The organism is Streptomyces sp. NPDC047706, from assembly GCF_043204795.1.
GTDB lineage: Bacteria > Actinomycetota > Actinomycetes > Streptomycetales > Streptomycetaceae > Streptomyces.
This window is the reverse complement of record NZ_JBIDCW010000012.1, coordinates 200,009-211,407: the sequence shown is the minus strand read 5'-3', so window position 1 is coordinate 211,407 and position 11,399 is coordinate 200,009. Positions and strand designations below refer to the sequence as shown.

General features: G+C 68.9%; 12 protein-coding genes. 9 read left to right on the top strand and 3 right to left on the bottom strand.

Going from position 1 to position 11,399, the window contains the following annotated elements; all coding sequences use genetic code 11:
- From ACGF8A_RS17240 to ACGF8A_RS17230, 3 genes are all read left to right on the top strand, one after another.
- Positions 1-380, top strand: a 380-nt coding sequence (locus ACGF8A_RS17240; protein WP_393108875.1) for an AHH domain-containing protein, incomplete at its 5' end; no start/stop codon positions are given.
- A 93-nt stretch (positions 381-473) separates the two neighbouring features.
- The gene (locus ACGF8A_RS17235) at positions 474-935 is read left to right on the top strand and encodes a hypothetical protein (RefSeq protein WP_393108873.1); all 462 of its coding nucleotides are present in this window, start codon (positions 474-476) and stop codon (positions 933-935) included.
- Between the two features lie 135 nt (positions 936-1,070).
- Positions 1,071-1,433, top strand: a complete 363-nt coding sequence (locus ACGF8A_RS17230) for a hypothetical protein (protein WP_393108871.1) — start codon at positions 1,071-1,073, stop codon at positions 1,431-1,433.
- A 289-nt stretch (positions 1,434-1,722) separates the two neighbouring features.
- On the opposite strand, the gene ACGF8A_RS17225 is transcribed toward ACGF8A_RS17230, so the two are convergent.
- Positions 1,723-2,658 carry a class I SAM-dependent DNA methyltransferase gene (locus tag ACGF8A_RS17225; RefSeq protein ID WP_393108869.1) on the bottom strand — a complete coding sequence of 312 codons (936 nt, stop codon included), beginning with the start codon at positions 2,656-2,658 and terminating at the stop codon, positions 1,723-1,725.
- Positions 2,659-2,906: 248 nt separating this feature from the next.
- Between ACGF8A_RS17225 and ACGF8A_RS17220 the strand changes: the two genes are divergently transcribed.
- Positions 2,907-3,911: a DUF389 domain-containing protein gene (locus tag ACGF8A_RS17220; protein ID WP_393108867.1), complete on the top strand. Its 1,005-nt coding sequence runs from the start codon at positions 2,907-2,909 to the stop codon at positions 3,909-3,911.
- 234 nt (positions 3,912-4,145) lie between these two features.
- A complete protein-coding gene (locus tag ACGF8A_RS17215) occupies positions 4,146-4,586 on the top strand; it encodes a hypothetical protein (protein ID WP_393108865.1) in 441 nt (146 codons plus the stop codon).
- Positions 4,587-4,892: 306 nt separating this feature from the next.
- Here the strand turns inward: ACGF8A_RS17215 and ACGF8A_RS17210 are convergent, their stop codons facing one another.
- Positions 4,893-6,359, bottom strand: coding sequence for a DUF1254 domain-containing protein (locus ACGF8A_RS17210; RefSeq protein ID WP_393108863.1), 1,467 nt, complete (start codon positions 6,357-6,359; stop codon positions 4,893-4,895).
- 646 nt (positions 6,360-7,005) lie between these two features.
- Between ACGF8A_RS17210 and ACGF8A_RS17205 the strand changes: the two genes are divergently transcribed.
- On the top strand, positions 7,006-7,587 hold the full coding sequence (locus ACGF8A_RS17205; RefSeq protein WP_393108861.1) for a fasciclin domain-containing protein: 582 nt from the start codon (positions 7,006-7,008) through the stop codon (positions 7,585-7,587).
- Here ACGF8A_RS17205 and ACGF8A_RS17200 read toward each other — a convergent pair.
- Complete coding sequence (locus ACGF8A_RS17200) at positions 7,556-8,770, bottom strand: MFS transporter (RefSeq protein WP_393108859.1); 1,215 nt, start codon at positions 8,768-8,770, stop codon at positions 7,556-7,558. The genes ACGF8A_RS17205 and ACGF8A_RS17200 overlap by 32 nt on opposite strands.
- Positions 8,771-8,843: 73 nt before the next feature.
- Between ACGF8A_RS17200 and ACGF8A_RS17195 the strand changes: the two genes are divergently transcribed.
- The 3 genes from ACGF8A_RS17195 to ACGF8A_RS17185 are packed head-to-tail and all read left to right on the top strand — an operon-like array spanning position 8,844 to position 11,291.
- On the top strand, positions 8,844-9,836 hold the full coding sequence (locus tag ACGF8A_RS17195; protein ID WP_393108857.1) for an ArsR/SmtB family transcription factor: 993 nt from the start codon (positions 8,844-8,846) through the stop codon (positions 9,834-9,836).
- Complete coding sequence (locus ACGF8A_RS17190; RefSeq protein ID WP_393108855.1) at positions 9,833-10,342, top strand: glutathione peroxidase; 510 nt, start codon at positions 9,833-9,835, stop codon at positions 10,340-10,342. Before ACGF8A_RS17195 ends, ACGF8A_RS17190 begins: the two co-directional genes overlap by 4 nt.
- A gap of 52 nt (positions 10,343-10,394) precedes the next feature.
- Complete coding sequence (locus tag ACGF8A_RS17185) at positions 10,395-11,291, top strand: MerR family transcriptional regulator (RefSeq protein WP_393108853.1); 897 nt, start codon at positions 10,395-10,397, stop codon at positions 11,289-11,291.
- The last annotated feature ends 108 nt before the right edge of the window (positions 11,292-11,399 follow it).

Below are 11,399 nucleotides of genomic sequence, written 5' to 3'. Positions count from 1 at the left end.
TTCTGTCGCAAGATCGTTCCTACCAGGGGCCTTACGCCTGCCCGGACTTGGGGATACCGCGGATCGCGCGACGCGCCTCGTGCTCACGGACGGTAGCCGACGGTTACTGGGAACAGCTCAGTACCTCTCCCAAGGCGGCAGCGGCGCGGCAACGACTCGCCAAGTTCGGAATCGATATCAACGATGCGAGTAACGGCGTCTTCTTGCCGCGAGGCTCCGCGTCGGCGAACCCGACAGGGGCATCGGTTCATTCGCGAATTCATACGAATGACTACTACACCTACGTCAATGACATGGTCGGCGGCGCGAGGAATGCCAGTGAAGCCCGAGACGTGCTGGCCCACATACGAAGGCAGTTGCAAGGCGGGTACTGGCCGTAGATGAGTTGTAGCCTTGCCGTGGTGCGGCCGTGCCTCTGCGACCGCACCACGGCAAGGTGGTGGAGATTTTGAAGCGAGTAAGGGAGACGGGCGATGAGGCGACCGATCGATTCAGCACTAAGCGTGGTACAAGACATTGTTGACCGGGTGGGATCGAGTCGAGAGATTCCGACTGTCGAGGAAGTTGTCGCGGCTGTCCAGCGCTTCGAGCGGATTGAGTTCGACGTACCTGCCGGTGCCGACTCCGACGGTTTCCTTTTCCAGTATGGCGAAGTGAACTGGTTCGCAGATCCTACATTCACGGTGGGCTTTGTGCGTCAAATGGAAATCGTTGACGCCGAAGGCGACCATGAAGGTTATTCGCAGGTTCAGCTAGAGTACAGATACCAAGCCGATGCTGCCCTGCGATCGCTTCAAAGTCACAACTCCTGGTGGTTCCGTGAGGGCGATACGTCGTTCGACGAATGGCTTGAATCGGTGAAACGGGAACCCATTTGGGGGATCGTTCGAGATAAGTCGCCTTCAGGATTTGATGTCTCGCAGGAACTCGCCTGAATCCACATGCCTGAACCTCGATCCACCACGCGATAGCCGGTCTTTGGGCGGAGCGAAAGGAAGAGGTGCCTGCTGACCTGCGATAATGGGAGTTCCTAAGCTTCCATCAGCCGCACACAGCAAGGCACCTCGTAAGTGAAAGGCTCCCACAGCCCGGCGACGCTGTTCGCCGCCTTCGACGACCCCGACCTGATCGCACATGCCGGGCTGGTCCCCACGATCCGGCTGGCCGAGCGGTGCGGCCTGCCCGCTCTGGTGGCCGAAAAGGTGAAGCTGACCGGCGCGAAGAATGGTGCCGGGACGGCCGCCGAGACGAAGGCCATGAGCATCGTGGGCGGGATGGCGGCCGGGGCGGACACCATCGACGACCTGGACGTGCTGCGTCATGGTGGGCTGGCCCGGTTGTTCGGCGGGGTGCGTGCCCCGTCCACGCTGGGCACGTTCCTGCGAGCGTCGGCACCACGAAAGGTCACTGCCCACAATCGGTCTGGCAGGTAGAGGTTTGGGTAGTCTCGAAGCACTGCGGCAGCAACGCCCAAATGCTGCTTCGTGTTCATCCTGCTCACGATCAGCGAGCCAGCCAGCACCGGGCAGGATGCCCGATCAATGTCGTAGCTATCGACCTGTTTGTTCTCTGCCGGTCTGAAGACTCCACCGTAAACTGCGCTCGTCTTAAGTACACCTAGCTCATCGTCTTGAGCCGGCCATGGGGCACCGTTCACGCTGGTTCCGCTTTGCACAGAGCCGACAATTCGCTTGAGTGGAATGTTCTGCCAGTTCGCCTTAATCATTTCTCCACCTCGCGCAGCAGGTCGAGGATCTTCGCGACCTGCTTCTCCAGATCCGCATCGATCTCGGCCAACGGCCGGGGCGGGACGCATTTGTAGAAGTGGCGGGTGAAGGAGATTTCGTAGCCGGTCTTGATCTTTGTCCAGTCGATCCAGGCGTCGGGGACGTGCGGTTTTACCTCGGTGTCGAAGTAGGACTGGATGACGTCGAGTTTGCCTGCTGGGCCGGCGGTGGAGCCGCCGTAGGCGAAGGGCACGTTCTCGGTGTCGCGCTTCTTGGTGTCGGGCTTTGGTTTGCCCTTGCGGTCGGTGACCGGTTTACCGTCGTCATCCAGCTGGGGTCGCTCAACGGTAATCGTCCAGTAGCCGAACTCGTCGTTGCGTAGAGACTTGGAGAAGTCGGGGTCGGCCTCTTCGAAGTCGGCGTACAACTGCACGATCTTGGCGCGGTCATCGTCGCTGATCTCGCGGTTCTTCGAACCAAGGCTCTTGCGCATCTTGGTCCAGAACAACGTGCCGTCAATGAGTTGGACCTTGCCCTGGCGGTCAGGCTGCTTGGTGTTGCCGAGGATCCAGATGTAGGTGGGAATGCCGGTGTTGAAGAACATGTTGGTCGGCAACCCGACGATCGCCTCGACGAGGTCGTTCTCCAGTAGCCACTTGCGGATGTTGGAGGGATCGGATTCGGCGTCGCCGCTGAAGAGCGGCGAGCCGTTCATGATGATGCCGACGCGGCCGCCGCCGTCCTCGGGTGCGCGCATCTTGTGGACCAGATGGAGCAGGAAGAGCATCTGCCCGTCCGAGATCGCCGGGAGTCCAGGCGCGAATCGGCCGGCAGGCGGCTGAACTCCGCAACGAGATGGCCCAGCAGGTTTCGTGGAATCGTGCGGCCGCAGTAGTACTCGGCGAAGTAGCGGGACGGTGAGCGCACTCACTCTCCAGTTCTCAGGAGCACCGCCGGTGCGGAGGCGCGTGCCGTGGGCGGGGCGACGGTGCCGAGGGACGCGGCCCGTGCCGGGGTGAAGGCCGAAGGGCGTACCGCAGGTCCGGCTACGGGGACCGGTGGGCCTGAGGCCGGGGCCGACGTGGGACGAGAGTCGGCTCGTCGCCACGCACCCGTCGTGACGGCGACCGAACCGTGTTCCTGCCGGGCGGGTACCGCGCCGGTCACAATACTGAGCACATGCCCGGCCACATCCGTGCCAAGGTCCTGCCGGACCGTCAGCGCCGTTCCCTGGACGACCTCCAGCAAGACCTCGATCTCTCGTCGGGGGACAGCCGGTCGAAGCAGTCGGCGTTCTGGACCATGCTCACGCTGTCCGCGGTCATCGCCGCGGGCGGCATCCTGACGGACTCCACGGCCACCGTCATCGGCGCGATGATCATCGCCCCGCTCTCCACCCCCATCATGGGCATGGCCCTCGGTGCCGTACAACGCCGCCGCACCACCGCCGCCGCCTTCGTGACCCTCGGATGCCTCCTGGTGATCCTCATCGGGGCGGTGGCCTCACTGGTGGTGCCGCAGTCCTACGACCTGCTGACGAACAGCCAGGTCGCCGGCCGGACCTCCCCGGGGCTGCTGGACCTGGTCTCCGCCCTCGCCACGGGCTTCGCCGGCGCCGTGGCACTGGCCCGCAAGGACGTGGCCGCCGTCCTGCCCGGAGTGGCCATCGCCATCTCCCTCGTACCGCCCCTCGTGGTCGCCGGCGTCTGCGCCGGCCAGATGGCGTGGTGGCTGGCGCTGGGCGCGCTGGTGCTCTTCCTGTCCAACCTCTTCGCCCTCGTCTTCGCCGGCATGGTCGTCTTCGCCTTCCTCGGGTACACCCATGCCGCGAAGCAGCGCGCCCACCACCGCGGACCGCGCCGCGCCTATGTCATGCTCGGGCTGCTCTTCACGGCCGTCCTGCTCCCTCTGGCCGCCAACACCGTCGCCACCGTCCTGCTCAACACCTGGACCGTCCGGGCCAGGAGCGCCGCGGAGCAGTGGCTCCGTCAAACCCCCGGCGCGGCGGTCACCAGCGTCGACGCGCAGTCGCGGACCCTGTACATCCATGTGCGCAGCCCCAGTGACCTGCCCCCGATCGAAGGTCTGCTCAGCAGCCTGAAGGGGAGCATTCCCGACGGCGTCCCCATCGTCGTCGACACCACACGCGGCCGGCAGATCACCGCCGGAGAGGTCGGTGAATGACGCCTTCGGCGGCACCCTCGCCTAGACGGGTCCGGCACACAAGGGGCCGGGAAGCCCCGCGCGATCGCTGCGACTCCGGAGCAGCGGCTGTTCCGGAGCAGCGGCTGTTCCGGAGCCGACCCTCGGGCGTTGTGGCCTATGATCATTTGAGCACGCGAGGCGGAGCTTTTCCGCCAGTGTCCTTCCGCTTCATGACCACGAAGCGGAAGTTCTTGTTTCGGAAGGGGAACCGAGATGATGAGCGTCAAGCGTCTGATCGTCACCGCTGCGGCGATCGCCGGCAGCCTGGCCTTCGCCGCCGCACCTGCGAGCGCCGACGAGCAGAAGTGGCAGACGGTCTCGACCAACGAGTGGTGGTCCTGCAGTCCCTACAAGTCCCACCGGGTGTCGGACAACGTCAACTACAAGTGGTGCATCGTCCGCAACGCAGGGGGCTACGCACAGGGGGTCCTGGTTGTCCAGAACAAGGCAAGCGTGAAGGTCAGCATCGAGGGTGAGATCCTCACCAACATCCCTGGCGGTAACGAGGACTGCGCCCCGACGACGCTCGGCCCCGGCGCCACCCGCGGGTGCTTCGGCCCCACCAGTTATGTCGGCAAGGGCAACATCCTGTGGGTCGACGTGAGGCTGAAGCTCAACAACGTCGACGAGTGGTACGAGATCCAGCGGGGTTGATACCGGTCTCCGGCGTAGAGCCGGGCCCGGCCGACCGGTTCGGGGACACGGGCCCGGCCGACCGGTTCGGGGACACGGGCCCGGCCGACCGGTTCGGGGACACGGGCCCGGCCGACCGGTTCGGGGACACGGGCCAGAAGGCATCTGAACTTCACGGCTGAGGTCAGCGACGCCGGGCGGTGTGGCACGCATCGGTGCCTCTGTCCGGTAGTCGCCGGTGCCGAGCCTGGACGGGGCAGCACAAGGCGGGACGGGGCGATCGCGATGCGGCGCCCGACGGCCGGCCGTCCCCGAGACCGTTCAGGCTCAGGCGACGCGGGCCAGCGCAGGGCACTCCCAGCTCGCGTCGATCACCTCCGGACGAGGCCGGTACATGCGAAGGGCCACGAACCAGGTGCCTTCCCGCGCGGTGGGCAGCCAGTTGGCCTCCTCGCCCTGGTCGGGCGGCTGACTCTGCAGGTGGATGGTGAGTCCGCCGTCCGCGTCCCACCGCAGTCCGGTGCTGCGGTCGCCCAGCGAGTAGCGGTCGGCCCGGTTGGGGATGAGATTCCTGTCCTCCCCGTAGGCGGTCAGCGACCAGAAGGCGTCGACGGGGGGCAGGGCGCCGCGGGGGAAGTGCAGTGCGTACCGGCCTTCGCAGGCCAGCTTGTTGCCGTCCGCGTCGTCGAAGTTGAGCAGGTAGACCGCCTCGGCAGGGTCGTTGGCGGCGATGCCGAGCAGCGACTGGTCGGCGGCGCGTTTGAGGAAGTCGTCGCCGAAGCGCCCCATCTGCGCGGGAGGGTAGCGCCAGCCGTGGACGAGGTGGGCCCAGTCGCCGCTCGCCATCTGCCGTTCGAGCAGGGCCTCGCCGACGGCGGCCGCCCGGATCAGGCTTCGCCTGACCGCTTCGGGCTGAACCTCGACGTCGAGGCCGGGGCCGATGCCGATCTGGGCGAACTGCTGGAGGAGTACGTGGTGATGGGACGGCGGAGGGTTCTCGGCCAGCATCGCGTTCAGGGTCTTCCAGGGCCCCAGGGGATCCTCTTCTGCGGGGACCGGCGTCAGGACGTCCCGGCTTTCGGGGACCTTCGCGTTCGGCTTGCCGAACAGGCTGAGCGGGGTGAGCCGGTACTGCTTCTGGAGTTCCCGGACCCGTGGCACGTCGTCCGGGCCGTTGACGAGCGTACGGCCGAGGACGAGAACCCAGGGGCTGGGGGCATCGCTCAGGCGACGCGTCCCAGCGGGCAGGTCTCCGCGCCATTGCGGGCCGACGAGGGCGAAGTCGCCCGCTGCCGGGCCGGTGGTGCGCTGACCGACGTAGCCGAAGTTGTCGGACGTGATCCCCACCAGCTCGAAGGTGAAGTAGCGATCGCCCATGTCCGGATGGGAGAGGATGACCGGCTCGCTGCCGAGGTTCACCCAGGCCACCGAGTACAGGGTGTCATTGTTGGGGCACCCGCCGTCACGGTAGGTCGCGTCCAGCAACTGCTCGGCGTGCCAGAAATGGTTGACGGGCGCGTAGGGAACCGTCGAGGGGCTCCGCGCCTGCGTCACCCAGTCGTGCCTCAGCCGGGCGTTGTAGATGTAGGGGAACCCGTAGACGAACGCCTGCTCACCGAGCGTGTAGGCGTACTCACCATGCCAGTCGTCCATGCGCCCGGTCAGAATCGGCTTCACCGCCTGGCCCAGCGCGGGCACGATGTCCGGCAGACGGCGTGCGCGGTCGATGGTGGACTTCGGGTGCAGGGCCGCGTGCCTGGCGGCCCGTGCAGCCGTGAGGGCTACGGCGGTCACGCTTTCGGGGATACGCCGCCGGGCGTGGCTCTGTGATGGTTCGGACATCGCTGTATCACTTCGCTCCACACGTCGAAGGCGAGTTCTCCGGACCCCGGGCCGCGTGTCTCCCGTGTTCCCGTACGTCCGTGTTTCCCGTCCCCCGTGCTTTCCGTACGTCCGTGTCTCCCGTACGCCCGTGCTTTCCGTACGTCCGTGTCTCCCGTCCCCCGTGCTTTCCGTACGTCCGTGTCTCCCGTACGCCCGTGCTTTCCGTGCGCCCGTGCTTTCCGTGCGCCCGTGCTTTCCGTGCGCCCGTGCTTTCCGTGCGCCCGTGTCCCCCGCTGTCCCCGGGTGCCCGTGTCCCCGTCTTCCTCCTCCCCGGCCTCCATCCTCCCTCGCGTAGCCGGTGGACGCATCCCGCAGGAGACCCGTCCGCCCTGTACAGGCAACTCCTGCGAGTGAGCGCAATGTTCGGGAGGCCGCCGCCCCGGTCTCGAGATGCGGTCACCGCCACCCGCTGGATACGCTCGCTGAGTGGCCGGGTGACGATGCCCCCCAGGGCCGTGGCGCAGCAGGCGCCCACCCCGCCCCGCGGAACCGAAGTCTTCCGCGGTCCACACCTCAACCTCTGCGTTGTTCACGCCTCCACGGGAGGAAGGTTGCGATGAGGTTCATCCGCACGCGTACAGCAAAGGCCGCCGCGGCCGCTCTGGTCGCCATCCCGCTCGCGGTCGTGGGTCCGGCCGCGTCGCAGGGCCATGCAGAAGACGCTTCACCGAGCCCGACGGGGACCTTCGGACCCGGCTGTGAGGCGCTCTCCCAGAAGGCCGACACCGCCAGGGACAAGGTCGTGCAGGCTGCCGCCGCGTACCCCGAGCTCAGCCAGCTGGTCGCGGCCACGGTCAGGGCGGGGCTGAGCGGCACACTCGACGGGAAGCCCGAGATCACCGTCTTCGCGCCCAACGACGAGGCCTTCCAGAAGGTGACCGCGTCGCAGCTGGCCTCGCTCCTCAGCGATCCCGGGGAGCTGAAGAAGGTGCTGACGTACCACGTCGTGGACCAGGAGATCACCCCGAACGAACTCTCCGACGGCTCCTTCACGACGGTGGAGGGCGGCGAGCTGACCACGTCGGGCTCGGACAGCGACTTCACGGTCAACGGTGAGGCGAGCATCGTCTGCGGCAACATCAAGGCAGCGAACGCCACCATCTACGTCATCGACTCGGTTCTCCAGCCGCCGTCCTGAGCCCGCGGCCGTCCCGGTCCGCCCGCTCCCTGCGCATCCCCCACCCCAACCACCCGGTGACCATCACCGACCCTGCCGCCATCACCGACATCCCCACCCCCGGCGAAGTCACCTGAGCGACCACCCCGGCCGCCGCCGCGCTCACCCCCTGCATCGTGAGCATCCCGGCGGAGTGCAACCCCAGGGCGTGGCCGGTCAGTTCGGCGGGGGTGCGGGCGATCAGCTGTTCCTGCTGGACCAGGCTCGCGCCGAAGCCCACCGATGCCACCGTCACCAGGACGCCCGACAGGGCGAGTGGCGGGCCGAGGAGGAAGAAGCCGTACGGCGTGGCCAGGAGCAGCAGGAGGGGGATGCCGAGGTGCCGCCTGCGGGCGGGGGTCAGGAGCCGGCCCACCAGGACGTCGCCCACCAGCATGCCCAGCGCCGCGCAGGCGAAGAGGAGGCCCGCGGACCGCGGGGCGTACGACACGTACAGGGACTCGCAGCCCACGATCAGGCCGTTGGGGACCCACAGGGCGAGGTAGAGGCGGCGGCGGGGGGCGGAGGACCACAGGAGGGCGTTGGTGCGCCGCGTTGCCTTGATCGAGGGGCGGCTCGCCGCGCGTGGGGGGCGGGGCGTCAGGCCCAGGTGGGTCGTGGCCGCCGCCGACAGGAACAGCAGCGCCGACAGGAGCAGCGTCGCGCGTGCCGAGCCGAGGAGTGCCAGAAGGGCGCCGCCGGTCGCGTAGCCGGCGATCTGCGTGACACCGCTCATCATGTTGAACGCCGAACGGCCCAGGAGGTAGCCGTCCTTGGCGAGGATCTCGGCCAGCAGGCCCCACCGCACTCCCCCGCCCGGCGACGCGATCAGGCCCTGTGCCAGGACGACGAGGAGGACCGACCAGATCGGCAGCCCGGGGAGCGCGAGGAGTGCATTGCCCGTGGCGAAGGCCAGGGGGACGGCCGTGAGGGCGCGCCTCGGGGCCAGGCCGTCCGCCCAGGACAGGAACAGTGTCGCGCCCAGCACCTGCGCAAGCGACGGGCCGAACATGCTCACCGCCGCGAGCAGGGGCGAGCGCGTCGCCTCGTAGACCAGCGTGCCGAGGGCGAGGCCGCCGATGGTCTGGCCGGCGATGTGGACGGAGGAGGCGAGGAAGAGCGGGGTGAACTCCGGTGTGCGGAACAGGCGGCGGTAGCTGCGCATGGCCGGAGTCTGCGGTCGCCCTCCGGCCGGTGGTTATTGTTTCGCGCGGACGCGAAAGGAAGGGCGGGTGGGCATGGGGTGGTGGCAGGTCAGTGCCGACACGCTCGCCCGCAGCCGTTTCGTCCTCTCGCCCTACGCCGAGACCTTCGCGAGCCTGAAGCTGCTGCACTCGGGTGCCGGTGCGCACCCCGGTGAGCAGGCCTGGCTGCGCGCGCACCTGCCGGCGTACCGGGCGCGGCTCGCGGCCGACCCCGTCACCGCGCTGCTGGTGCGCGCCGGGCTCGGCCGGGAGTGGATCGCCGACTTCCTGACGCCGACGCCGTGGGACGGCGAGAGCTTCGCGGAGGCGGTCGCGCGGGTGCGGGCGGCTCCGCCCGCGGCGGTACGCGCGCATCTGCGGACGTCCCTCGGTGGCCCGCTCCCCGCGGGACTGGAGCGGGACGATCTCGCCGAGCGGGCCGCGCGGCTCGTCGAGTACGTCTGGGAGGAGGGCGTACGGCCGTACTGGGGGCGTCGGCGCCGGTTGCTGGAGGCTGACGTCGTCGCGCGGACCGTACAGGTCACCCGGGGTGGGTGGGCCGCCGTCCTCGACGCGCTGCGGCCGGGGCGGACGCGGTGGCTCGGGGAGAGCCGGTTGCAGGTGAATCAGCACGAGTATCCGCCGCGGGAGCTGTCGGGTGCGGAGCTGCTTCTCGTGCCGGTCACGCCGTACACCGGGTGGGTGTCGTGGGAGGAGCCGCTGCGGGAGCGGTACGCCGTCGTCTATCCGTGCGTGGGCGTGCTCGCGGGCGGACCCGGCCGGCCTGCCGTGCCCGCCGCCCTCGGCGCGCTGCTGGGGCGGGCGCGGGCGGAGGTGCTGGTGCTGCTGGAGACACCGATGAGTACGACCCATGTCGTCGCCGTGTCGGGGCAGGGGCTCGGGTCGGCCGGACGGCATCTGCGGGTGCTGCTGGACGCGGGACTGGTGGAGCGGCGCCGGGCGGGGCGCTCGGTGCTGTACTCCCGGACGGCGGCGGGGGAGGTACTCATCGGGTCCGCGGGGCGGCACGTAGCATCCGCACCATGACGACCAATGACGCGCAGGTATCAGTTCTCGACGTCGACATCGACGCACTCCAGGGCGGGGCCGCCGACCTCGACCAGTACGCCGGGCAGGCCGTGCTCATCGTGAACGTGGCCTCCAAGTGCGGGCTGACCCCGCAGTACGCCGGGCTGGAGCGGCTGCACGAGCGGTACGCCGACCGTGGGTTCACCGTGCTCGGCGTGCCGTGCAACCAGTTCATGGGGCAGGAGCCCGGCAGCTCCGTCGAGATCGCCGAGTTCTGCTCGGCGACGTACGGCGTGACCTTCCCGATGACCGAGAAGGTCGAGGTGAACGGGGCGGGCCGGCACCCGCTGTACGAGCGGCTGACCGGCTTCGCCGACGGCGAGGGCCACAGCGGTGACATCCGCTGGAACTTCGAGAAGTTCCTGGTCGGGCGGGACGGCACGGTCGTGGCCCGGTTCTCGCCGCAGACCGAGCCGGAGGCGGCCGAGGTGGTCGCGGCCGTCGAGGCCCAGCTGGCCGGTTGACCCTGACCCTGGGGCAGACATCAGTCTTCTGTCACCGGGCGGCAGGCGCCCGGTGACGGAGGATGACGTGGTGACCGACTCCCAGTACGAGGAACTGCTCACCATCGGCGCGTTCGCGGCGCGGGCCCGGCTGTCGGCCAAGGCCCTGCGGCTGTACGACCGCCTGGGGCTGCTGGCCCCGGCGTACGTCGACGAGGCCACCGGCTACCGCCACTACCGCGCGGACCAGGTGGAACGGGCCCGGCTGGTGGCGCTGCTGCGGCAACTGGACATGCCGCTCGCGCGGATCGCCGAGGTGGTCGACGCCGGCGGGGCCGAGGCCGCCGACCGGCTCGCCGCGTACTGGGCGGACGTCGAGGCGCGGGTGGCGGGGCAGCGGACGCTCGCCGAGTACCTCCGTGGACGGTTGTCGGGGAGGAGTTCCGAGATGTACGGAAAGTTCGTGGTCGAGACGGTCGAGGTGCCGCGGCAGGTGGTGATCACCGAGTCCCGGCACACGCTGGCCGATGAGCTGCCGGCCTGGATCGGGGCGTCGCTGGGGCGGTTGGAGGAGGCGGCCGGGGAGTGCGGCGGCGTGGCCGCTGCGCCGTTCGTCGTCTATCACTCCGAGGTGTCGATGGAGAGCGACGGGCCGGTGGAGGCGTGTGTGCCGGTCGCCGACGAGGCGGCGGCGCGGGCGTGGGCCGAGGCGGCCGGGCGGGCCCGTCAGGCGCGGGTGCGGGTGGAGCCGGCGCGGCGGCTGGCGTACACCCGGATCACCAAGGCGCAGGTGGCGCATCCGCAGATCCTGGCCGCTTTCGAGGCAGTGGAGGAGTGGGTGAAGGCGCAGGGGCTGTCGTACGACGGGCCCTGCCGGGAGGTGTACTTCGCGGACTGGGCGGCGGCCGGTGCCGAGGACCCGGTGTGTGACGTGGCGTTCCCCGTCGTGGAGGCGCCGGGCGTGCGGTGACGGGGAGCGGACGGGGCAGCACCGAGCCCTCTCGGCTAGGACGGCGAACTGGTCGAGAGGGCTCTTGGGGTCCTGCTGTGTAGTTGTCGCGACGTCAGGGAGGTCCTC

Coding starts and splice junctions, on each gene's coding strand:
- ACGF8A_RS17190 (WP_393108855.1), top strand. CDS start 9,833: ATGACGACCAATGACGCGCAGGTATCAGTTCTCGACGTCGACATCGAC.
- ACGF8A_RS17200 (WP_393108859.1), bottom strand. CDS start 8,770: ATGCGCAGCTACCGCCGCCTGTTCCGCACACCGGAGTTCACCCCGCTC.
- ACGF8A_RS17220 (WP_393108867.1), top strand. CDS start 2,907: ATGCCCGGCCACATCCGTGCCAAGGTCCTGCCGGACCGTCAGCGCCGT.
- ACGF8A_RS17235 (WP_393108873.1), top strand. CDS start 474: ATGAGGCGACCGATCGATTCAGCACTAAGCGTGGTACAAGACATTGTT.
- ACGF8A_RS17215 (WP_393108865.1), top strand. CDS start 4,146: ATGATGAGCGTCAAGCGTCTGATCGTCACCGCTGCGGCGATCGCCGGC.
- ACGF8A_RS17205 (WP_393108861.1), top strand. CDS start 7,006: ATGAGGTTCATCCGCACGCGTACAGCAAAGGCCGCCGCGGCCGCTCTG.
- ACGF8A_RS17195 (WP_393108857.1), top strand. CDS start 8,844: ATGGGGTGGTGGCAGGTCAGTGCCGACACGCTCGCCCGCAGCCGTTTC.